We start from the raw sequence: 21,781 nt of genomic DNA, 5'->3' as shown, positions 1-21,781 counted from the left end.
ATGAACGTCGCCGGTTCGGATATCGCCGTTTGGGCATCTTGCTTGCTAGAGAGGGGTTTGAAGTGAACCACAAGAAGCTGTTCCGGCTGTATCGTGAAGAAGGTCTTGCTGTGCGTCGCAGAACCGCCCGGATCAGGGGGCTGGGTCACTGCCAACAAACAATTTAGGTGTAGAAATTGGCACGACCCCTGGTGCCAAGAATACGAAGACAGTTCGTGGGATGGGTGTCGGCTTTTGCGCTACGTGACCCGGCGGGGTGCTCCTGCAGCGAATGGCCGCTTCCCGCCCTGGGTGCCGATTCCACATCCAGCGGGCCTCGCCTATCAGGGGCAGTTCTTGGAAATGTGAGAACACGCCACCTGAGTGAGGAAGCAACCCTCAAAAGTGTCAAAATTGGTGGAAGTTGTGTTCTTACCCGACAAAAGTTGCATCTCTAGCCGGACAAGTTGCGATTCATGCCGGACGGCACAATATGGCTTAAATGGCTGGGGTGGTAGGATTCGAACCTACGGTACACGGTACCAAAAACCGCTGCCTTACCGCTTGGCTACACCCCAGCAACAGCGCGCTGAATACTGCGATGAAGGGGCCGTCGCAAGTCCCGAATGTGAAAAAATCACTCTTTCGGTGCGTCCTCGGACAGCAAGTCACCGCTTTCGTTCTCCTCGCGTTCGTGGGCGATGATCTCGTCGAGCTGCTCGTCACCTGTTGCGGCCACATCAGCCGCCTCTGGAGGTCGTGCTGTCGCGTGCCCCGCAGTTGGTGGTTCCTCTTCCGACAGCATTTGGATCCGGTAGGTTGTATCGGGTACTTCGACGCCCGCAGCTTCGATCGCATCCTTGACCAATCTCAGCGTTTCCCCGCGGGCGCGCAGCAAATCGGTCTCGCGCTGATCGATCCAACCGGTCACGGTTAGAAAGATCGCCCCATCGCCGATGCGATCAATCCAAACTGCAGGTTCAGGTGTCTCTACCACGAACGGTTGCGCGGCGACCGTATCAGCCGCCAGCGCCCGCACCGCGCCCAGATCGGCATCGGACGCGATGCCGATTTCGAAGTCGAACCGTCTTTCGGGGTTGCGGGAATAGTTGATGATCCGGCTTTTGAAGACGGTCGCGTTGGGGATGCGGATATGATTGCCATCGAACGACAACAGGATTGTGGCGCGGCTGGTCAGTTTGATCACTTTGCCCATATCCCCGTTGATCTCAACCGCGTCGTTGGGGCTGAACGGTTGCCGGATCGATAGCATGACGGAGGCGATGTAGTTCTCGACCGTATCCCGCACCGCGAAACCAAGGGCGAGGCCGATGATCCCTGCGGCCCCTAGAATGGTCGACAGCAGGGCGGTGGCATTGAGAACATCCAAGGCGACCACAAGGCCGATCACGACGAATATGATCCGGATGAATTGCCGGTAGAGCTCGGCGATGAATGCATTCGGCGCCAGCCTGTCCCATGGCTGCCGAAGACGGGCGATCAGGATGCCTACAAAGACAATGGTCGCAAAAACGGTAAAGGCGATCAGGGCCAGCGGGATGAATGCGATCAGCTGTTCGATCCGTGCCCGAAACCTGTCCATCGCGGGGTCAAGCCTGGCGCTGATATCAGCGGTTTCCACCACGTTGTTTCGCACGGCGACAACGCCCTCTACCCGGCTGGCGAGTGGTTCCAGTGCCGCGGCTTCGGCGGCTGATGTGGCGGTGCCGCGCAGGGTCACCACGCCTTCGTTCACGGTAACAGTCACATCACCGTAATCGCCCAGTTCATCCAGAATTTCCCGCAAGCGTGTGGCGATGGATTGGTCCTGGGCCGCACTGGTTTCTGTGGTGATGATACCACCGTTGTCCTGCGCAACCGCGGGAAGGGCGAGGCTGAGAAGAAGAGCCAAAAGGGCCAGAAAACGCATGATATCGGTCGCAGTAAGGATGGTTCGGGCGACCCTATGCCGAAGCATCGCCCGCGCCAAGCGTCAAACGCGCAGCGGGTCCGCCTTGGCCAGCGCGTCAAATGCCATCAGGCTTTTGACAAGCCCATCCATCTGGTCCAGCGGGATCATATTTGGCCCGTCGGACGGGGCGCTGTCGGGGTCCTGATGCGTTTCGATAAAGACCGCAGCGATCCCCAGCGATACGGCCGCGCGCGCCATGACCGGAGCGAATTCACGCTGCCCGCCGCTTGATCCGCCTTGGCCGCCGGGCTGCTGGACAGAATGGGTCGCGTCCATCACAACCGGATATCCCGTCCGGGCCATCGTAGGCAAAGACCGCATATCTGCGACCAGCGTGTTATACCCAAAAGAGGCCCCCCGTTCGGTCAGCAGGATTTTTTCGTTCCCTGTGCTTTCGATCTTGGCGATCACGTTCGGCATGTCCCATGGCGCGAGGAACTGACCTTTTTTGACGTTGATCACGGCCCCCGTTTCGCCCGCTGCAAGCAGCAGATCGGTTTGGCGGCACAGAAAGGCGGGGATTTGCAGCACGTCGCACACGGCGGCCACATCGGCGCATTGATCGGCGGTATGAACATCTGTCAGAACAGGGCCGCCGATTGTCGCTTTAACGGCTTGCATCACCTTCAGCCCATCCGCGATGCCAAGCCCGCGTCTCCCGCTGACAGAGGTGCGGTTGGCCTTGTCGAAGCTGCCCTTGAAGACGAATTGCGCCCCGTGCGCCTGACAAATCTCGGCCATCCGCCCCGCGATCATCAGCGCATGATCTTCGCTTTCCAATGCGCACGGCCCGGCGATCACCAGCAAAGGGCGATCGTTGCTGACCGTCAAAGGTCCGATCTGGACATTATGCATCATGAACTCACCTGTTCGCGGAGGATCGAGGCCGTCAGTGAAATCATTAGATAGATTCCTGCAAAGATCAGAAAGGCCAGGATAGTGTTTTCGAAGGCGCGCGGATAGGTGGCCTGGTCCGGGGCGACAGGTCGCACGCTTTGCGACAGATAGCGCACCTGCCGGTTGGCTTCGATCCGCGCGGTTTCCATCTGCGTCAGCGCCTGCTGCACCAGCGCCGTGCGGAAGGCATAGTTTTCCTCGGCTGTGCGCAATTCCGTATTGCGTGAGGCGAGGGATGAGCCGGGATCGCTACCCGCCGTCAGATCGTCACGGAGGCCTGCGATCATGCCCTCGATATTGGAAATCTGGTCGCGCAGGCTTTGCACCTGCAATTCGCTGGGGCGTGCCACGTTAAGGCGCGATTGCAGGATCAGCTCCAACCGTTGTTTTTCGGTTTCAAGCGACGTGATCTGGCCCAGCCGGGCGCTGGTTTCGCTGGTCGCGTCGATCTGCTGGAAATCCTGCTGGATCCGCAGCAATTCCGCCAATGCCTCGGCGCGCTGTCGTTCGGCGACCTCATAGCTTTCGCGCGCACCGGCCATCTGATCATCGCGCAACCGGCCGGTCAGCTGATCGACCTGCTCTTCGGCATAGCCGATCAGGGCTTCGGCAAATTGCACGCTTGTCCCTGGATCGGTCGCGATGACCTCCATCCGAATGATCCCTTCGGTCGGGTCATAGCTGATCCGGACATGATCGTTGTACAGGCCGAACGCTTCTTCATTCGTCGCGTCCGCAGGCAGGCGCTGGATTTCATCGATAGATGTGTCACTGAAATGCGATTTGAAACCGTGATCATTGTCGAGGCGCAGCATCGCCTCGCGCGACGCCAGATAGGACTGTACTGCGATACTATCCTGCTGCGTGGCGATTGACGTGCCTTGGAACAACGTGGCAAGGCCGGTCGGGCCCCCGCCTTGCGGTTGTGCCTGCTGGATCACGATCTCGGAATTGGTGGCGTACATCGGGGTCGCCATTTTGAAATAATACCAACCCACCATGAAGGTGGGCAGGAAGACAAAGAACGATAGCCGGGTGAACAATAACAGCAGCTTGCGTCGCCGCCTGCGGGCGATGTCCCGCTGGATTTTGGCGATCTCGCCGATCTGGCGGGATTGCTGGTTCGGGACCGTGACCTCGCCCTTCTTTTCCACGGTTTCGGGTAGTTGGACGCTCTCTTTCGTCGCGGCCTGTTTCTCTTCGGGGGTCACGAGCTCAAGAACGGAACTGCGCTGAAACGGGTCGATCCCGGCGGCGCGTAACTGATGAACCGCATCGAAATCGGAACTGACCGACAACCCGTTTTTCTGCGCGACCCGGCGGGCCATGCGCAACTGGCGTCCTGTCAGCCCCTCTTTGGCGATGGCAGCCAGCGCATCGTCATGATCTTCCGATGGGCTTGTGGCCTCAGCAGTTTCCTCCGTCTCGCTCAGCTGGGTCACTTGACCACCCCGGCGAATGCGGAACCGCTTAACCTTCGGCTTCGTAGTCATAAAGAACCTTCGCCTCTTCCAGGGTGTCGAACATGTGCAACTGGCCGTTCTTCAAAACGGCGGCGGACCGTGCAAAGCGTTCCAGCGTCGCCGGTTGGTGCGATACGATGATTATGGTCGTCTTTTCAAGACGTTCACGCAAGATCTGACCGGCCTTACGATTAAATTCCGCGTCGGTCGAACCGGGCATGCCTTCGTCGATCAGATATATGTCGAAATCCAGCGCCAGCATCAGCGCAAAGGTGAACCGGGCCGTCATGCCGCTGGAATAGGTGCCGACGGGCATATCGAAGTATTCTTCCAGACCACACAGCCAGCGACAAAACGCCTCGACATAATCGGGATCCAGATCATAAAGGCGCGCGATATAGCGGCTGTTTTCGCGGGCAGTATGGCGCTGGGTGATGCCGCCCATAAAGCCAAGCGGAAAGGATATCTTGCTGGTGCGGGTGATGGTTCCTTCATCGGGTTTTTCCAGCCCGGCCATCATTTTGATCAATGTCGTCTTGCCGGTTCCGTTCGGTGCGAGAATGCCCAGCGAACGGCCCAATTCCACGCGAAACGATACGCGGTCAAGGATCACCTTGCGCTGCGTTCCCGTCCAGAACGATTTACTGACATTGGCGAATTCTATCATCTTAATCCCGTTTACGCGCCTGCTTTATGCCTTGAACAGGTTAACGCTGCATCACAATTTGCCTCTTCCATACGCTATTACCCCGAAAATGCGGCATCAATAGAGCGACAATCGCGTGATCGGCAGGCACAGTTTTGCTGGATTAGCCGGTAATCGTCGCGATCCTTTGCTGCAACGCGGGCACAAGATCACCCGCGAACCATGCATTCTTTTTCAGCCAAGCATTATTGCGCCACGAAGGATGCGGCAGCACGAACACTTCGGGGGCATAATCACGCCAATCGGCGACGATGTCGGTCAGCGATCCCTTCAAACCCAAATGTTGCCGGATCGCATAAGTGCCGACGATCAGGGCAATCTTCGGTTTGCCGATCTCAGCCAGGGCCCGATCGTGCCATGTGTCCCAACAAATCGGCGGTGGTGGTAGGTCGGCACCCTTCGCATCATAGCCCGGAAAACAGAACGCCGTCGGCAGGACGGACACCAGATCCCGATCATAAAACTGGTCACGACTGATCCCCATCCATTCCCGCAGGCGGTCGCCCGACCGATCCCAGAACGGCTTGCCTTCTTTATGCACACGCATCCCCGGCGCCTGTCCCGCAACCATGATTGGTGTTCCCCGGCGAAACCACGGCACCGGACGCGGGTAATGTTGTGTCGCCGTTGCGGCAAAACGGTCGGCACATTGTCGGCATTTCCGAATTTCCGCCGTTAGATCATCATCCATTCGGGCGATCTAGCATGGTTGCCAACCAGCTGCACGCAGCCTAACTGACGCGCATGACAGAACTCGATAACGCCCACGCCGCCATGGAAGCGGCCCCCGATAACGACGCATTACGGCTGCAATTCTACGAACGGTTGGTCGATACGGAGCTCTTCATGCTGCTGGGGGCCGAAGCGGCGGAGGATCGGATCGCGCCCGAGATATTCGAGATCGAGGATCGACGTTTTGCCCTCGTCTTCGACCGCGAGGAGCGGCTGTCGCAATTCGTCGGTTGCGTTGCGCCCTACGCAGGGTTGCCGGGGCGGGCACTGGCCCAGATGCTGGTGGGGCAGGGGATCGGGCTAGCGCTCAACCTCGAGGTTGCACCATCGGCCATGTTGATTCCAGACGAAGCCGTGGATTGGCTGGCGAAAACGCTGAGTAATGGCCCACAAGAGACCGAAGCGCGACTGCGCGAGCTGATCGCACCCAATGTGCCGGAAAGCGTGGTTTCGGGGCTCGATCGAAAACTCGCGACGGCGGCGGGCATGGCACGCAGCGCGTATCTGGCCGGTGCGATCTACGAAGATAACACGCGGGGTCACGTCCTTGCCTTTCTGGATGCGCAGGACGGCGCGGAGCAGGCGCTTGCCTCGGCGGCGAACGAGGCGCTGACCTTTTCGGGGATCGAAGCGGGAATGATCGATGTCCTGTTCGTACGCGCCAGCGATCCGCTGGCTGCCTACTTGGCAAAGGTCGGTTTGCGGTTCGATCTGCCCGAACCTGTGCAACCCATGACACCCACGGCACCCGGCATGGACTCTGAGAAACCGCCGCGGCTTAAGTAAGGTGGATCCGGATCCATCTTACGGAGGTGGCCCTGTCGCGATTATTCAAGACATCGCATCCGCGAGGGCGTCATAGTGGCGCAAAAGGAGCCACCGATGATCTTTCGCTACACCATCCTCTATGTCGCCGACGTGCCCGCCGCGCTCGAATTCTATCAAAAAGCGTTCGGCTTGGACCTCTTGTTTCTGCATGAAGGGAAGGATTATGGGGAGTTGGCGACAGGCGAGACTAAGCTCGCCTTTTCCTCTCGCGACTTGATCCGCAAACTTGGCAAAGCACCCGTCGCGGCACAGGCCAAGGCACCTACTTTCGAAATCGCTCTCGAGGTCGATGACGTCCCTGCAGCGTTCGCCAAAGCCGTCGCAGCTGGTGCCACGCCCCAACAAGAACCGCGCGACGAACCTTGGGGTCAGACGACATCCTACGTCAGCGACCCCGACGGCTATCTCATCGAAATCTGCTCACCCGTCCAGGTGCCCAGCGCGGGCTGATCTATCTCCGCCCGCAGATCGGCATCAGCCCGCACCTGTGCTGGCGTCGCGCCGAACCAGTGCCGCAAGGCACGTGTCATGTGGGCCTGATCCGCATAACCATGCATACCCGCGACATCCACCAAAGGCGCGTCGGTGCCCAATGCAATCGCAGACCGTCGTGCCCGTCCAAGCATCCGCCAAAAGACGGGTCGCGGCTGTCCATGCGCCCGAAAATGCCGCTGAAGCCCGCGCAGGCTGACGCCGAAACGCCGGGCCACATCGGGCAGCGGGGTATCATCGCCCGCCAGCAGATCGATCGCCGTGGCGATTTCCAGATCATCCGCCACGGCGATCAATGCCTCGGCATCCGCAGGCGTCTTTAACTCTGCCAGCAACGCGGTGTCGAATACGAGACCGGGCCGCAATCGATAGCCCACCATCCGGTCGCCCGGCATCAACGTGATCCGGCGCGGGCGCATATCCCAATCTGTCAGCATCGCGCCCTCGGCGCTGATCACGATATCCCGGCACCCATCGGGCAAGACAACATATTGTCGCTTCTTGGTGACGTTGGTCGTCCACCGAACAAATGATGGATCAATAGCCAAGCCCACGATCCACAACATGCAACAACCGCTGCCCCGCCTCGCACCGCGCAATGTTCCGCGCGATCACGACAGAAGCCGTCTCGGGCCGCGTCGAGGACGCGATATGCGGGGTCACCGTGACGTTGGGGTGCGCCCAATAGGGATGGTCAGCGGGCAGCGGTTCTACCCGAAATACGTCCAGCGTCGCCCCGGTAACTTTGCCAGCATCCAGCGCGGCAAGCAGCGCATCATCATCGATCAACGGACCGCGACCCGGGTTGATGACGAACGCACCATCCGCCAGCAAATCCAAGCGTTCCACGTTCAGGATATCCTCGGTCTCTGGCGTTTGCGGCAGCAGCAACACGACAATCTGCGCGTCGGTCAAAGCACGACGCAACCCGTCATCACCATGCTCACAAACAATCTCCGGCACCGCTTTTGGCGAGCGGCTCCACCCGGTCACTGGAAAACCAAGCTGGACCAAAGCCTGTCCACACGCCGCCCCTAACGCACCGATCCCCAAAACCGTGACCGGACGATGGGCCGCGACGGGCGGGTAGATCGTGTTGCGCCATACGCCATCCTGCGCATGGATATGGGCATCCATCCCGAGATGGTGGCGCATCGTGTGGCCGACCACCCATTCGATCATGCCATCGGTCAGGCTGTCATCGACCATGCGGCACAGGGGCTGGGTCAGGGTCGGGTTATCCACGACCGTCTCGACCCCGGCCCAAAGGCTCATGACCGCTTTCGTCCGCACAAAGGGGCTGAAATCTTTCACCGGGCCATTGGGCGCAAAGACGATGTAATCGACATCTTCAGGCCGATGATCGCGCGCCAGATCGACCGTCAACCCCGCCTCTACAAAAGCATTTGCAAGCGGTGCGCGGTACTCATCCCATCGCTCAGGCGCTGCTGAAAACAGAACCTTCAGCATCAGCGGGGGCGATGGACATGGGCGCTTTGGACCAGTCCAAAGGCCACCAACAATACCAGCATGGCTGAGCCACCGTAACTGACCAACGGCAACGGTACACCCACAACCGGCGCAAGGCCAGTGACCATCGCCATGTTCACCGCAAAGAACAGAAAGAACGTCACCGCGATGCCAAGGGTCAACAGCGACGCGAACCGGTCGCGATTGCTAAGTGCCGAGATAAAGCAAAACACCACGATCAGCAGGTACAACGCCAGCAAAGTGAACGCGCCCACAAACCCGAACTCTTCGGCCAGCGTCGTAAAGATAAAATCGGTGTGCTTCTCGGGCAGAAAGTTCAGGCGCGACTGCGTCCCCTGCATGAAACCGCGGCCCGTCCACCCCCCGGACCCCAACGCGATCTTGGCCTGCGTGATGTGATATCCCGCGCCAAGCGGATCATTCGCCGGGTCAAGAAAGGTGTCGATCCGGCGATACTGGTAATCCTTCAGCAGCTGCCAGGGCGTCCCCCGGCTTTGAAAGACGGCAACGACGGTGCCGATCCCGGCTCCGATCACCGTCGCGAAATAGGCCCAGTGCACCCCGGCCAGAAACATCACCGCCGCGCCGCCCATCAACAGCAATAACGACGTGCCCAGATCAGGTTGGTTCAACACCAGCGCCACCGGGGCCAGGATGAAAATCACCGGTAAGAACACCCAGAAAGGGTGTGATGTCCTGTTGTTGGGCAGCCAGTCATAGTAGGCCGCCAAAAACATCACGAGCGTAATCTTGGTCAATTCCGACGGTTGTAACCGCATGAACCCCAGATCGATCCAGCGCTGGGCACCCTGCCTGACCTCACCGAATATCTCGACCCCGAACAGCAGAAGGAGCGAGCCGCCAAACGCCACAAAGGCCATGTTCCGCCAAAACCAGATCGGCACCATGGCAACGACCACCATCAACACCAGGCCAAGCGCAAAGCGTTTGACCTGCGGCTCGACCCACGGATTGAACGAACCACCTGCCACGGAGTACAGCATCAGAAACCCGAACGACGACACGGCGATCAGCAACATGATCACTGGCCAATTCAGGTAGAGCAGCTTGCGAAAGCCGGTCGGAACGAACTTGGTGTTATACTCGAGATAACTCATGCGCGGCCCAGCCCTTTGGACCCGGGCGGTATCCGCGCCTCGATCCGCTCTTGCTGTGCGGCGATCTCATCCCGCAGCCCTGATGGATAAGCCTCCAGAGGTGGTGGTCCGCCATATTGGGCTTGCAACATGATATCACGCGCAATCGGGGCCGCGGCCCGCGACCCGCCGCCGCCATGCTCCACAACGACCGATACAGCATAGCGCGGGTTGTCATATGGGGCGTAGCCGACGAACAGCGCGTGATCCCGGCGCTCCCACGGCAGGTCCTCGTTTTTGGTCACACCTGCTGCGCGTTCTTCGGGCGTGATCCGGCGAACCTGACTGGTGCCCGTCTTGCCCGCCATCTTGTGCGGCTCATCCAGGATGCGCGATCCATAGGCCGTCCCACGTCGGTGGTTACACACATCGAACATCGACGCGCGCACGCGGCGCAAGGTATTCTCGTTCAACCCGAGGCTTTCGCCCGATCCGGTCGGCTGCTCCACACCATCGATCAGTTTGATCAGACGCGGTTTGATCTCGCGTCCCGTCGCGATGCGGGCGGTCATGATCGCCAGCTGCAGGGGCGAGGCCAGCACATAACCCTGTCCGATCGAGGCGTTTACGGTATCCCCGATCCGCCAGGTTTCATTCCGCACTTCGGACTTCCAGGCCTTGTCTGGCGCCAGCCCCGCAGCGACGGCAGACAGGGGCAGATCATGCTTGATCCCCAGACCTAGCTTGCGCGCCATCTCGGCGATCCTGTCGATCCCGACGCGCTGGGCCACCTCGTAATAATAACAATCGCAAGACTGCTTCAGGCTTTCGTGCAGGTTGATATTGCCGTGTCCGCCGCGCTTCCAGCAATGGAACCGAATGTTGAAGACGTCTGTAAAGCCAGGGCAATAGACCGTTTCATCTGGCGCGACGACGCCTGCCTCCATCGCGGCCAGGATCACCACCATCTTGAACGTCGAACCGGGCGGATACGTCCCCTGCGCTGCCTTGGCGGCAAGCGGTCGATACTTATCCTCGTTCAACCCACGCCAATCCTTGCTGGAAATGCCGCGGACAAACAGGTTTGGATCAAAAGCCGGGGCAGACGCGACTGCGCGCAAATCCCCATTCTCCATATCTATGACAACCGCTCCCGCGCTCTCACCATCCAGCCGGGCCTGTACGTAAGACTGCAGGCGGCTGTCGATGGTCAACTGCACGTCCTTGCCTGCTGTACCCTCCTGCCTGTCCAATTCGCGCATGATGCGGCCTGCCGCGTTCACCTCGATCCGGCGGGTCCCGGCAGAGCCACGCAATGTATGCTCCAGCTTGTTTTCGGCACCCGTCTTGCCGATCTGAAACTTCGGGATCTGAAGTAGCGGGTCCTTGTCATCGATACGGCTCAGATCGTAGTCGCTTACCGGTCCCACATAACCGACCACATGGGCCAAATCAGCACCCCAAGGGTAGACACGGCTTAGCCCCACTTCCGCCGAAATCCCGGGCAGGGCAGGTGTGTTCAGATTGATCCGCGCCACCTCCTCCCAACTCAGTCGCTCGGCGATGGTCACCGGCACGAATGGCGACCGGCGCTGCATCTCGTCCATCGCGCGGGTCAGGTCGTCGGGGTCGATCTCGACAAGTTCGGTCAGTTTCGCCAGCACCTCGCCGATGTCGTCAGCGTCCTCGCGGACCATAACGACGCGGTAATTCTGTTCGTTGTCCGCGATCGGAATGCCATTGCGATCGAACAGCAAACCGCGGGCAGGGGGCAGCAGACGAATATTGATCCGGTTTTCTTCCGCAAGCAAACGATATTCATCCGCCTGCTCGACCTGCATTGCTTGAAGGCGGTATCCCAGCGCGCCAATGACGGCCAGTTGGGCACCACCCAAGACCAAGGCCCGCCGGCCGATCGTGCGGGCGCTTTCGATCACATCCTTTGGTGGGCGCTTCATAAGAGTTTCCCCATACCGTCGACCTGCCCCGGTGCAGGGCGACTGATGCCAAAGACGAAATGCGCGACCAACGCGACAAGCGGGTAGACAAGGATGGTGCCGATCATCTGGATCAGCGTCAGACCCAAGGGTGGCTGCGGTGTCATGACGACGGCAAGGATCAGCCGGTTGGCGATAGTGATCGCCGCGATCCCAAATGCGATCGTGCCCCACTCCAACAATAGTGGCGCATTTCGCATATTTTTTGACCGCTTTCGTAATGCTTCCGTCAAAATAACAACCAATGCGGCCCAAAGCCCGGGTGGACGTCCGAACAACAGATCCGCCATCAGAAAAATCGCGGCGACGACCAGCACCGGCAGATATGACGGACGGCGCACCGCCCAGACCAAAGTCACCAGCAACAGCAAATCCGGCGCCGCCCAGATCGCCGGCCGCATATCCAGCGGGACGAGTTGGACAACGACCAAAACAAAAGCAACCGCCAGAAAGACGGCCCGATTGATCCATATCTTTGGGGTGGCGACCTCAGCCATCGACTGCACTCCCCAACGTGGTCAAGGCAGCCGGACCAAAGAATTCCGTCTCGGGCGCGAGCAATCCACCCGGATCATCGATCACCTCATGCGGTTGCGAACGCAGCACGCGCAGAAACTCTAGCCGTTGATAGTCGGCAGCCAACCGGACCCGCATGCGCCGATCGGATCCCAGCGCCACTTGTCCCACCAGCAGGTCTGCCGGAAACACCCCGCCATCCCCGGCCGAGACCACACGGTCCCCCGGTCGGATCAGCGCGGTATCCTCCAGAAACTCCAGCGGCGGGTTCAGCGTATTGTCTCCGGCAAGGATGGCTTTCTGGCCGGAGGGTTGGATCGTCACCGGAATGCGGCTGGACGTATCGGTCAACAGCATCACCCGGCTCGTTTCCTGACCAACCCCTGCAATCCGACCCACCAGCCCGATCCCATCCATCGTCGGCCAGCCATCTATGATGCCATCCCGCATGCCCACATTCACCAGCACCGACTGGCGAAACGGCGACCCGCTATCCGTGATCACTTCACCGGTGATATACGTCAACTGCGGGTCCAGTTTTACATTGTTCAGCCCCAGCAGCTTGGCATTTTCCTGCTCCAGCTGCAGCGCCGCCTCTTTCCACGCGGTCATCTGACGCAGTTCGCGACGAAGGTTCTGGTTCTGCTCGGCCAACTGCTGATAGCTTTGGAAATCAGCGATCAGATTGGCCGCACCCGTAATCGGCGCCATTGCCCAGTCAAACGAAGGCACGACTTTATCGACGGCCATCGCCCGAAACCGTTCCATCCGTGGGCTGTCGATGCGCCAGGCCAAGAACACGGCGAACAGCACAAGAATGAGAAGCCCGACCAGCAATCTGCGGATCGGGGCAAAGTAATCATCGCTGTTTCTGTCTCGTACCAAGGCAAACCTAGCTGTCGTAATCGATCACATGCCGCAACTTTTTCTCGTATTCTAATGCGCGACCGGTCCCCAAAGCCACACAATTCAGTGACTCGTCCGCAACCGAGATGGCCAGACCCGTCTGCTCGCGCAGCGCCAGATCAAGCTGACCCAACAGAGCACCGCCACCGGTCAGCATCACACCGCGGTCCACGATGTCAGCCGCCAGATCGGGTGGGGTCGCTTCCAGAGCCGTCATCACCGCCTCGCAGATCGACTGGACCGGCTCGGCCAAAGCCTCTGCAACCTGCGCCTGCGAAATCTCGGTTTCCTTCGGCACACCGTTCAACAAGTCACGGCCCCGGATATGCATCGACTGCCCGCGACCGTCGTCCGGCATCCGCGCGGTCCCAATAGACGTCTTGATCCGCTCCGCCGTACTTTCCCCGATCAGCAGGTTATGCTGACGGCGGAGATAGTTGATAATCGCCTCATCCATGCGGTCGCCACCGACGCGGACGGACCGGGCATAGACAATATCACCCAAGCTAAGAACAGCCACCTCAGTCGTCCCGCCGCCGATATCCACGACCATGCTGCCCGTCGGATCGGTGATCGGCATCCCGGCACCAATCGCCGCCGCAATCGGCTCTGCGATCAGCCCCGCACGACGGGCACCAGCCGACAAAACCGACTGGCGAATGGCGCGCTTCTCGACAGGCGTCGCACCATGCGGGACACAAACAATGATCTTTGGCTTCGAGAATGTGGACCGGCGATGCACCTTCCGAATAAAGTGCTTGATCATCTCCTCGGCCACATCAAAATCGGCAATCACGCCATCGCGCATAGGGCGGATCGCCTCGATACTGCCCGGGGTCCGGCCCAGCATCAGCTTGGCATCCTCACCGACGGCAAGAACCTTCTTCTGTCCGTCCTTCACGTGGTAAGCGACCACCGAAGGTTCCGACAAAATGATGCCGCGCCCTTTGACATAGACCAGCGTATTCGCCGTGCCCAAATCGATCGCCATATCCGATGAAAATATCCCGCCGAAGCCTGCCATGCCCATACCCACTCATGCAAATGCCCGCGCTGTCCCGTCACGCAGGTTCCATACGCTTATAAAGAAGGCGGAAAAAAGTGAGAACCCCCCGATTTCATGAACGCGGCGGCAAATTGCTACTTATACTTTTGCAATAAAAAGGGGGTTAAATTCACCCTATACTAGCTAGTGATATCAGATATGCGACATATCATGGCGCTCAAATGCCACAGGTCTTTGAGGAGACAAGGAAAGAGGCGACCCGCTCGTGCAAGTCGCCCCAGCGTCATCCAGCACTGAGTCTCAGGAGTCTTTGTAACTGACGCCCTTCACATCGTAACCCGGCGCGGACTGCTCGCGACGGACGATCAGCCGGTTCAGCGCATTGATGTAGGCCTTGGCGCTGGCCACGACAGTATCCGTATCAGCCGACTGACCGGTCGCGATCCGGCCGTCTTCCTCCATCCGAACCGAGACAGTCGCCTGCGCATCGGTACCTTCTGTCACGGCGCTGACCTGATATAGCTGCAACCGCGCCGCATGTTGAAACAACGCTTTCACCGCGTTGAACGTCGCATCGACCGGGCCGTCGCCGGTGGCCGATGTTTCAACATCGGCACCGTCAATCTCCATGACCATGTCGGCCGTCTGGGGACCATCAGTGCCACAGACGACCTTCAGCGATTTCAGCTTCAACCGGTCATCACCGCTATCGTTCTGATAAACGAGCGCCATCAGGTCATCGTCGAATACTTCTTTCTTGCGGTCCGCCAGATCCTTGAACCGGACGAATACGTCATTCAGCTGATTGTCCGCCAGATCGAACCCCAACTCCGACAGCTTCGCCCGCAATGCGGCCCGCCCCGAATGCTTGCCCAATGGCAAGGACGTCCCGGTCAGACCTACATCCTCAGGCTTCATCACCTCGAACGTCTCGCGGTTCTTCAGCATCCCGTCCTGATGAATGCCGCTTTCATGGGCAAAGGCGTTCTTGCCGACAATCGCCTTGTTGAACTGCACCGGAAAACCGGAAACGGTCGCAACACGGCGCGAGATGTTCATGATCTTTCGCGTATCGATGCCTGTCGTGTATGGCATAATGTCACCACGGACCTTCAGGGCCATCACAACCTCTTCCAGCGCAGTATTCCCCGCACGCTCGCCCAGTCCATTGATCGTGCATTCGATCTGACGGGCACCCCCCTCGACGGCGGCCAGCGAATTCGCCGTCGCCATCCCCAGATCGTTATGGCAATGTGTGGCAAACACGACCTCATCCGCGCCGGGCACCTTTTCGATCAACATCCGGATCAGATCGGCGCTCTCCACGGGGGCCGTGTAGCCCACAGTGTCGGGGATATTGATTGTCGTCGCACCCGCCTTGATCGCAATTTCTACCACACGGCACAGGTAATCCTCTTCCGTCCGCGTCGCATCCATGGGCGACCATTGCACATTATCGCACAGGTTCCGCGCATGGGTGACGGTGTCATGAATGCGCTCGGCCATCTCATCCTGATTGAGGTTCGGAATGGCGCGATGCAGGGGCGACGTGCCGATAAAGGTGTGAATACGCGGCGACTTCGCGTGCTTCACGGCCTCCCAACAGCGGTCAATATCCTTGTAATTGGCCCGCGCCAGCCCGCAGATCGTGGCTGATTTCGCGCGGTCGGCAATCTCGCTCACCGCCTTGAAATCCCCTTCCGACGCAATCGGAAACCCGGCCTCGATAATATCGACACCCATCTCGTCCAGCAGTTCCGCAATCTCCAGCTTTTCATCATGAGTCATGGTCGCACCTGGCGATTGTTCGCCATCGCGCAGGGTGGTGTCGAAGATCAACACTTTATCGGTCATGTCAGTATTCCTTGATGTTCTTAGCAAAATCCGGCGCTGGTCCCCTCCGAGCGGTCGCGCCGAATGGCACGCTCAGAGGCTGCTAAGAAGTAGAATGTCGCGCAAAAGCTGGCCCATCGGGCCGCTCTTTAGAATATGTGCGCTCCTCATCATGGGCTGCATAATACAAACGTTTCGCCGCTTGAAAAGGCAGGATTGCCTCCGGCCGGAGTATTTTCGGCAATCGAGCCGCTAAGCAAACGCTCCAATGGAGCGGTTGTAGGTGAAGATGACAGGGCGCTTGCCGCGTCAACGACCGGCGCTAAATCCCAGCGGACAACAGGAGGGACCATGCGGGCATTGATACTTGGGGCAAGCGGCGGGATCGGTTCTGCCGTCACCCAAAAACTAAGAACCGACAGTTGGGACGTCACCACGCTGTCTCGGTCAAAGGACGGTTTCGATGTCGGGCGGCCCGAAAACGTCGACCGCTGCCTGTCGCAGATGGAAGGACCGTTCGATCTGGTATTCACTGCCGTCGGCATCCTCGCCCCGCTCACGGCGCAGCCCGAAAAGTCACTGGGCGCGATCAAGGCCAAAAACATGGCGAACATTTTTGCCGTCAACACAATCGGCCCGGCGCTCATCCTGCGTCACGCCGCCGACCTGTTACCCAAGGACCGGCGCGGCGTGATGGCGACGCTGTCTGCCCGCGTCGGCTCTATCGGCGACAACCAGATCGGTGGCTGGTATTCGTACCGTGCATCAAAGGCCGCGCTCAACCAGATCGTGCATGGGGCGGCGATCGAACTGGGCCGCTCACACAAACGATCCATCTGCGTGGCACTGCACCCCGGCACCGTCGAAACACCCTTCACCGCGAACTATGCCGACCGACACAAGACCGTCCCCGCATCCGAGGCCGCCAGCAATCTGCTCGGCGTCATCGCCAACCTGACGACAGACCAATCAGGCGGATTTTACGACTACGCAGGCAACGAGATTCCCTGGTGAGGTTGGTTCTCGTTCTCGGCGATCAACTGTCCGACAACCTTTCTGCCTTGCGCAAATGCGACAAGGACAACGACATCGTCGTCATGGCCGAGGTCGCGGATGAAGCCTCTTACGTCCCACACCACCCCAAGAAGATCGCCTTCCTTTTCGCCGCCATGCGCAAATTCGCAGCCAAACTGGAATGCGAAGGTTGGCAGGTTGCCTATACCAAGCTGGACGACCGCCAGAATACCGGCTCCATCACCGGCGAACTGATCCGGCGGGCATCGGAACACGACGCGGCGGGCGTCGTCTATACCGAGCCCGGCGAATGGCGGCTGATCGAGGCGCTGGGTGACCTGCCTCTCAAAACACATCAGCTTTCCGACGACCGCTTCATCGCCTCGCATAAGGATTTCGAAGACTGGGCCGAGGGCCGCAAAGCCTTGCGGATGGAGTATTTCTACCGCGACATGCGTCGCAAAACCGGCCTCTTGATGGATGGGGACAAACCGGAAGGGGACAAGTGGAACTACGACCACGAAAACCGCAAACCGGCCCCGGATCAGGTCGACTATGGCGGCCCCATGCAATTCACCCCCGATGACACTGTCGAAGAGGTCCTAACACTTGTCGAAAACCGTTTCGGCGACAATTTCGGCACGCTCCGGCCGTTCTGGTTCGCAACGGATACGGGGCAGGCGCGGCAGCACCTTGCACGCTGGCTGACAGACGGTCTGCCGAAATTCGGGGACTTTCAGGACGCGATGCTCAACGACAACCGCTTCCTCTATCACGCGATCATCGGGCTTTATATCAATGCAGGCCTTCTCGACCCGCTTGAGGTCTGCCAAAAGGCCGAACAGGCCTACAAAGACGGCGATGCCCCCCTGAACGCGGTCGAGGGCTTTATCCGCCAGATCATCGGCTGGCGCGAATACGTGCGCGGCATCTATTTCCGTGAAGGGCCGGACTACACCAGCCGCAACGGCCTTGACCACACCCGCAAACTCCCCGCAATGTATTGGGGGGCCGATACCAAGATGAACTGCATCGCCAAATCTGTCGGGCAAACGCGGGATGAGGCCTACGCCCACCACATCCAGCGTCTTATGGTCACCGGCAACTTCGCCCTCTTGGCAGGCATCGACCCGGGCGAGGTGCATGAATGGTATCTGGCCGTCTACGCCGACGCCTATGAATGGGTCGAGGCACCGAACGTGATCGGCATGTCGCAATTCGCCGATGGCGGGATCATCGCGTCGAAACCTTATATCTCGTCCGGCAATTACATCCACAAAATGTCCGATTACTGCGGGTCCTGCGCCTATAAGGTCAAAGACAAAACCGGTGAAAACGCCTGCCCGTTCAATCTGCTCTACTGGCACTTTCTCGACCGGCACCGCGACCGGTTCGAAGCTAACCCGCGTATGGGAAACATGTACCGGGTCTTTGACCGCATGAATGAAGACAGGCAAAAGACGGTCCTGCAAGAGGCCGAAGATTTCCTCTCGCGGATGGACGCGGGTCGGACCGTCTGAAAAAACAAAACCCCCGATCGAACGATCGGGGGTTATCAATCAGATATAACGCTTTAGTTGCCGCCGTTCGTCTCCGATACCAGCGCACCATCGGACCAGATTCCGCTGCTCTGCTGACCGTTGGCAAAGGTCATCGTGCCCTCACCTTCGCGGCGGCTGCGGACGAATGTCCCTTCATAGACGTCACCGTTGGAGTACGTCGCGGTGCCTGCGCCGTTTATCTCACCATTGGTCCATTCACCGACATAGGTAAAGCCATCGGGCATCGTGATCTCGCCGCGCCCGTCGCGTTGGCCATCGGTAAAGTCGCCGACATATACGGTGCCGTCTTCATAGGTGGCTGTACCGCGCCCGTTGCGCTGACCGTCGGCCCATTCACCTTCGTAAACGTAACCATTCGCATAGGTCATCTTGCCCTGGCCGTGGGTTTTGCCATCCAGGAACTCGCCTTCATAGACAAGGCCGTTCACATAAGTTGCTGTACCAGCGCCATTGATCACGCCGTCCTGCCAGCTTCCCGCATAGACCGACCCGTCAGGGTAGGTGATACGCCCTTCACCGTTTGCCAGATCATCGGCGAAGCTGCCTACATAGACGGACCCATCCGGGTAGGTGACCTCACCGTTGCCTTCGATGCGGCCTTCGACCCAATCACCGGTGTAAACGTAACCGTCCGTACCGGTAAAGGTGCCTTTGCCGTGGCGCAGATCATTCTGGAATTCGCCTTCATATACATCGCCGTTGGCATAGGTGACCTTGCCGGCGCCCTCGCGCTTGCTGTCGATCAGCATGCCTTCATAGATGTCGCCGTTGGCGTGGGTCAGCGTACCTTCGCCCTGGATTTTGCCGTCGACCCATTCACCAGAGTAAACGACACCACTGGCCATCGTCATCGTGCCGGTCCCGTGACGCTCACCCGCGGCAAGCGTACCCTCATAGACCGATCCGTCGGCGTAGGTAACCGTGCCTTCACCCTCCTTGATGCCGTTGATCCAGTTGCCTTCGTAGATGTAGCCGTCCGGGCTGGTCATGATGCCGATGCCGTTATGCATCGCGTTGCGGAAGGCGCCCTGATAAACGACTCCATTTGCATAAGTCATCATGCCGTCGCCCGTCATGTTGCCGTCGACCCATTCACCTTCGTAAGTGCTGCCATCGGTGAATGTGATTCGACCGCGACCTTCGGGCTTGCCAGCTACGAATTCACCTTCATAGACCGACCCGTTTGGGAAGGTTGCGGTGCCTTCGCCGCGGATCTCTCCGGCGACCCATTCACCGGTATATTCGAAACCGTTGGGTAGGCGGTACGTGCCGGTGCCGTCCTGTTTTCCATCGACGAACGTGCCTTCGTATACACCGCCGTCGTCATACTGTTTTGTTTGAACGGTTTGGGCCGAAGCGCTAACGGCCAGCGCCGTCGTCGCCATCGCAACGGTCACGGCCTTCGTGAATTCAAACATGCGCATCAATCTCTCCATCCACTCCCTGCCGGGCAAGCCTAAAGCAGGGGTCGTTCTGTGACAACGGCAATCGGGGTCGAACCCTTTGCGTTCGGCGCATTCGACTTTCCACCGCCTCTTATTCTGCTACATCCATCGCAGGCCATTGGGACAAAACTATGACAAAATTATTTCGTTTAACGGTCGCGCAGTTGAATCCGACCGTTGGGGATATGGCGGGCAATGTAGCGCTGGCGCGCGATGCATGGGAACAGGGCAGGGCGGCCAAGTCCGACATGATTGCACTGCCCGAGATGTTCCTCACGGGCTATCAGACCCAGGATATCGTGGCCAAACCCGCCTTTGTCGCCGATGCGATGCTGCATATTCGTACGCTCGCGCTCGATTGCGCCGATGGCCCCGCGCTTGCCATCGGTGGGCCGATGTATGACGAAGACCGGCTTTTCAACTGCTACTTCATCCTGAAGGGCGGCAAGATCGTCAGCACGATCCGAAAGCATTTTTTGCCTAATTTCAATGTATTTGACGAAGTGCGGCTGTTCAAAAGCGATCCAATCTCGGGGCCTTATACCATCGATAACGGGGGGCCACGGCTGGGCAGCCCCATCTGCGAAGACGCCTGGTATCCCGACGTGTGCGAGGCCCTGGCTGAGTCCGGCGCCGAGATCCTGATCGTCCCCAACGGCTCGCCTTATTTCCGCGACAAATTCCCGATCCGTATGAACCAGATGGTCGCCCGCGTCGTCGAAACCGGCAAACCGTTGGTCTATATCAACACGGTCGGCGGGCAGGACGATCAGATGTTCGACGGCGGCTCTTTCGTGTTGAACCATGGCGGGCAGCTGGCCATGCAATTACCGGTCTTCGAAAGCGCGATCGCTCACGTGGACTTTACCCGAACCGGCGATGGTTGGGTGGCCCAAGAGGGCGGCAAGGCAACCCTGCCGGACAGCATCGAACAGGACTATCGCGTGACGGTTGAGGCACTGCGGGACTACCTGCGCAAGACCGGGTTCGGGGAGGTGCTTTTGGGCCTGTCAGGAGGAATCGACAGCGCCATCGTCGCCGCCATCGCCACCGACGCGCTAGGCCCCGAAAACGTGCGCTGCGTCATGCTGCCATCTGAATACACATCACAAGGCTCGCTCGATGACGCCGCCGCTGCTGCCAATGCCTTGGGCGTGAAATACGACACGATCAGCATCGCGGGCCCGCGCGCGGCGGTGACCGAAGCGCTTGCGCCACTGTTCGGTGATCGCCCGGCGGACGTCGCCGAGGAAAACATCCAGTCCCGGCTGCGTGGCCTTCTTCTGATGGCGCAATCCAATAAATTCGGGGAAATGCTTCTGACGACGGGCAATAAATCCGAGGTGGCGGTGGGCTACGCCACGATCTACGGCGACATGTCCGGCGGGTACAACCCGATCAAGGACATGTACAAAACCCGCGTGTTCGAGGTCTGCCGCTGGCGCAACGCCAACCACCGGGACTGGATGAAAGGCCCGGGCGGTGAGGTCATTCCGACAGCCATCATCGACAAACCGCCCTCGGCAGAACTGCGGCCCGACCAAAAGGACGAAGACAGCCTGCCACCTTACGACATCCTCGACGGCATCTTGGTCAAGCTGGTCGATGAAGAGGCGTCCGTCGCCGATTGCGTCGCCGCCGGTTACGACCGGGACATCGTCAAAAAGGTCGAGCACCTGATCTACATCAGCGAATACAAACGGTTCCAGTCCGCCCCTGGCCCGCGACTGTCCAACCGGGCCTTCTGGCTCGACCGGCGCTACCCGATCGTCAACCGCTGGCGGGACCCCAGCTAGGCACAACGCAGTCCCGGATTTAATCCGGGATCTCACACGATGACGTGAC

General features: G+C 59.3%; 19 protein-coding genes, 1 tRNA gene and 1 pseudogene. 6 read left to right on the top strand and 15 right to left on the bottom strand.

Features of this window, described 5'->3' with window-relative positions; genetic code table 11:
- Positions 1-146: pseudogene (locus tag V8J85_RS13075) on the top strand (IS3 family transposase); the annotation flags it as partial.
- A 336-nt stretch (positions 147-482) separates the two neighbouring features.
- Here V8J85_RS13075 and V8J85_RS13070 read toward each other — a convergent pair.
- The 6 genes from V8J85_RS13070 to V8J85_RS13045 all read right to left on the bottom strand — a co-directional run bounded on the left by V8J85_RS13070 (position 483) and on the right by V8J85_RS13045 (position 5,708).
- Positions 483-557: transfer RNA gene (locus tag V8J85_RS13070), tRNA-Gln, on the bottom strand.
- Between the two features lie 59 nt (positions 558-616).
- Positions 617-1,957 (bottom strand): mechanosensitive ion channel domain-containing protein, encoded by a 1,341-nt coding sequence (locus V8J85_RS13065; protein ID WP_445285903.1) that lies wholly within the window; start codon positions 1,955-1,957, stop codon positions 617-619.
- Positions 1,958-1,972: 15 nt separating this feature from the next.
- Complete coding sequence (gene kdsA, locus V8J85_RS13060; RefSeq protein ID WP_339954198.1) at positions 1,973-2,806, bottom strand: 3-deoxy-8-phosphooctulonate synthase; 834 nt, start codon at positions 2,804-2,806, stop codon at positions 1,973-1,975.
- Complete coding sequence (locus tag V8J85_RS13055) at positions 2,806-4,341, bottom strand: capsule biosynthesis protein (RefSeq protein ID WP_339954185.1); 1,536 nt, start codon at positions 4,339-4,341, stop codon at positions 2,806-2,808. The genes kdsA and V8J85_RS13055 overlap by 1 nt, the downstream gene beginning before the upstream one ends.
- Complete coding sequence (locus V8J85_RS13050) at positions 4,319-4,978, bottom strand: ABC transporter ATP-binding protein (RefSeq protein ID WP_339954184.1); 660 nt, start codon at positions 4,976-4,978, stop codon at positions 4,319-4,321. The genes V8J85_RS13055 and V8J85_RS13050 overlap by 23 nt, the downstream gene beginning before the upstream one ends.
- Positions 4,979-5,120: 142 nt before the next feature.
- Positions 5,121-5,708, bottom strand: coding sequence for a uracil-DNA glycosylase family protein (locus V8J85_RS13045; RefSeq protein ID WP_445285902.1), 588 nt, complete (start codon positions 5,706-5,708; stop codon positions 5,121-5,123).
- A gap of 53 nt (positions 5,709-5,761) precedes the next feature.
- Between V8J85_RS13045 and V8J85_RS13040 the strand changes: the two genes are divergently transcribed.
- On the top strand, positions 5,762-6,535 hold the full coding sequence (locus V8J85_RS13040) for an SseB family protein (RefSeq protein ID WP_339954183.1): 774 nt from the start codon (positions 5,762-5,764) through the stop codon (positions 6,533-6,535).
- 96 nt (positions 6,536-6,631) lie between these two features.
- A complete protein-coding gene (locus tag V8J85_RS13035) occupies positions 6,632-7,027 on the top strand; it encodes a VOC family protein (RefSeq protein ID WP_339954182.1) in 396 nt (131 codons plus the stop codon).
- On the opposite strand, the gene V8J85_RS13030 is transcribed toward V8J85_RS13035, so the two are convergent.
- From V8J85_RS13030 to V8J85_RS12995, 8 genes are all read right to left on the bottom strand, one after another.
- The gene (locus V8J85_RS13030) at positions 6,979-7,617 is read right to left on the bottom strand and encodes an AraC family transcriptional regulator (RefSeq protein ID WP_339954181.1); all 639 of its coding nucleotides are present in this window, start codon (positions 7,615-7,617) and stop codon (positions 6,979-6,981) included. The genes V8J85_RS13035 and V8J85_RS13030 overlap by 49 nt on opposite strands.
- A complete protein-coding gene (locus V8J85_RS13025; protein ID WP_339954180.1) occupies positions 7,607-8,539 on the bottom strand; it encodes a 2-hydroxyacid dehydrogenase in 933 nt (310 codons plus the stop codon). The genes V8J85_RS13030 and V8J85_RS13025 overlap by 11 nt, the downstream gene beginning before the upstream one ends.
- Entirely contained in the window at positions 8,539-9,678 is a 1,140-nt protein-coding gene (gene rodA, locus V8J85_RS13020; protein ID WP_339954179.1) for a rod shape-determining protein RodA, read from the bottom strand. The genes V8J85_RS13025 and rodA overlap by 1 nt, the downstream gene beginning before the upstream one ends.
- Positions 9,675-11,615, bottom strand: a complete 1,941-nt coding sequence (gene mrdA / locus V8J85_RS13015) for a penicillin-binding protein 2 (protein WP_339954178.1) — start codon at positions 11,613-11,615, stop codon at positions 9,675-9,677. The genes rodA and mrdA overlap by 4 nt, the downstream gene beginning before the upstream one ends.
- Positions 11,612-12,151 carry a rod shape-determining protein MreD gene (locus tag V8J85_RS13010; RefSeq protein WP_339954177.1) on the bottom strand — a complete coding sequence of 180 codons (540 nt, stop codon included), beginning with the start codon at positions 12,149-12,151 and terminating at the stop codon, positions 11,612-11,614. The genes mrdA and V8J85_RS13010 overlap by 4 nt, the downstream gene beginning before the upstream one ends.
- A complete protein-coding gene (mreC, locus tag V8J85_RS13005) occupies positions 12,144-13,055 on the bottom strand; it encodes a rod shape-determining protein MreC (RefSeq protein WP_339954176.1) in 912 nt (303 codons plus the stop codon). Before mreC ends, V8J85_RS13010 begins: the two co-directional genes overlap by 8 nt.
- Before the next feature lie 7 nt (positions 13,056-13,062).
- Positions 13,063-14,100 carry a rod shape-determining protein gene (locus V8J85_RS13000; RefSeq protein WP_339954175.1) on the bottom strand — a complete coding sequence of 346 codons (1,038 nt, stop codon included), beginning with the start codon at positions 14,098-14,100 and terminating at the stop codon, positions 13,063-13,065.
- A 282-nt stretch (positions 14,101-14,382) separates the two neighbouring features.
- Positions 14,383-15,936 carry a 2-isopropylmalate synthase gene (locus V8J85_RS12995; RefSeq protein ID WP_339954174.1) on the bottom strand — a complete coding sequence of 518 codons (1,554 nt, stop codon included), beginning with the start codon at positions 15,934-15,936 and terminating at the stop codon, positions 14,383-14,385.
- A gap of 330 nt (positions 15,937-16,266) precedes the next feature.
- On the opposite strand from V8J85_RS12995, the gene V8J85_RS12990 reads away from it, so the two are divergent.
- Both V8J85_RS12990 and V8J85_RS12985 read left to right on the top strand, forming a co-directional pair.
- Positions 16,267-16,929 (top strand): SDR family NAD(P)-dependent oxidoreductase, encoded by a 663-nt coding sequence (locus V8J85_RS12990; protein ID WP_339954173.1) that lies wholly within the window; start codon positions 16,267-16,269, stop codon positions 16,927-16,929.
- Positions 16,926-18,449 carry a cryptochrome/photolyase family protein gene (locus V8J85_RS12985; RefSeq protein ID WP_339954172.1) on the top strand — a complete coding sequence of 508 codons (1,524 nt, stop codon included), beginning with the start codon at positions 16,926-16,928 and terminating at the stop codon, positions 18,447-18,449. The genes V8J85_RS12990 and V8J85_RS12985 overlap by 4 nt, the downstream gene beginning before the upstream one ends.
- Before the next feature lie 53 nt (positions 18,450-18,502).
- Here V8J85_RS12985 and V8J85_RS12980 read toward each other — a convergent pair whose 3' ends face one another.
- Positions 18,503-19,909 carry an MORN repeat-containing protein gene (locus tag V8J85_RS12980; protein WP_339954171.1) on the bottom strand — a complete coding sequence of 469 codons (1,407 nt, stop codon included), beginning with the start codon at positions 19,907-19,909 and terminating at the stop codon, positions 18,503-18,505.
- Positions 19,910-20,067: 158 nt separating this feature from the next.
- Between V8J85_RS12980 and V8J85_RS12975 the strand changes: the two genes are divergently transcribed.
- Positions 20,068-21,732: an NAD+ synthase gene (locus tag V8J85_RS12975; protein WP_339954170.1), complete on the top strand. Its 1,665-nt coding sequence runs from the start codon at positions 20,068-20,070 to the stop codon at positions 21,730-21,732.
- Positions 21,733-21,781 lie beyond the last annotated feature (49 nt).

Origin of the sequence: Yoonia sp. 2307UL14-13, assembly GCF_037572755.1 — a bacterium.
Classification (GTDB): domain Bacteria; phylum Pseudomonadota; class Alphaproteobacteria; order Rhodobacterales; family Rhodobacteraceae; genus Yoonia.
This window is presented reverse-complemented; position numbering and strand designations above follow the sequence as displayed.

Excerpts from the sequence above, each read along its gene's own strand:
- V8J85_RS13065 (WP_445285903.1), bottom strand. The coding sequence starts at position 1,957 with ATGCTTCGGCATAGGGTCGCCCGAACCATCCTTACTGCGACCGATATC.
- V8J85_RS13055 (WP_339954185.1), bottom strand. The coding sequence starts at position 4,341 with ATGACTACGAAGCCGAAGGTTAAGCGGTTCCGCATTCGCCGGGGTGGT.
- V8J85_RS13010 (WP_339954177.1), bottom strand. The coding sequence starts at position 12,151 with ATGGCTGAGGTCGCCACCCCAAAGATATGGATCAATCGGGCCGTCTTT.
- V8J85_RS13000 (WP_339954175.1), bottom strand. The coding sequence starts at position 14,100 with ATGGCAGGCTTCGGCGGGATATTTTCATCGGATATGGCGATCGATTTG.
- V8J85_RS12975 (WP_339954170.1), top strand. The coding sequence starts at position 20,068 with ATGACAAAATTATTTCGTTTAACGGTCGCGCAGTTGAATCCGACCGTT.
- V8J85_RS12995 (WP_339954174.1), bottom strand. The coding sequence starts at position 15,936 with ATGACCGATAAAGTGTTGATCTTCGACACCACCCTGCGCGATGGCGAA.
- V8J85_RS13045 (WP_445285902.1), bottom strand. The coding sequence starts at position 5,708 with ATGGATGATGATCTAACGGCGGAAATTCGGAAATGCCGACAATGTGCC.
- kdsA (WP_339954198.1), bottom strand. The coding sequence starts at position 2,806 with ATGCATAATGTCCAGATCGGACCTTTGACGGTCAGCAACGATCGCCCT.
- V8J85_RS13035 (WP_339954182.1), top strand. The coding sequence starts at position 6,632 with ATGATCTTTCGCTACACCATCCTCTATGTCGCCGACGTGCCCGCCGCG.
- V8J85_RS12990 (WP_339954173.1), top strand. The coding sequence starts at position 16,267 with ATGCGGGCATTGATACTTGGGGCAAGCGGCGGGATCGGTTCTGCCGTC.
- V8J85_RS13050 (WP_339954184.1), bottom strand. The coding sequence starts at position 4,978 with ATGATAGAATTCGCCAATGTCAGTAAATCGTTCTGGACGGGAACGCAG.
- V8J85_RS13040 (WP_339954183.1), top strand. The coding sequence starts at position 5,762 with ATGACAGAACTCGATAACGCCCACGCCGCCATGGAAGCGGCCCCCGAT.
- V8J85_RS12980 (WP_339954171.1), bottom strand. The coding sequence starts at position 19,909 with ATGTTTGAATTCACGAAGGCCGTGACCGTTGCGATGGCGACGACGGCG.
- V8J85_RS13025 (WP_339954180.1), bottom strand. The coding sequence starts at position 8,539 with ATGCTGAAGGTTCTGTTTTCAGCAGCGCCTGAGCGATGGGATGAGTAC.
- rodA (WP_339954179.1), bottom strand. The coding sequence starts at position 9,678 with ATGAGTTATCTCGAGTATAACACCAAGTTCGTTCCGACCGGCTTTCGC.
- mrdA (WP_339954178.1), bottom strand. The coding sequence starts at position 11,615 with ATGAAGCGCCCACCAAAGGATGTGATCGAAAGCGCCCGCACGATCGGC.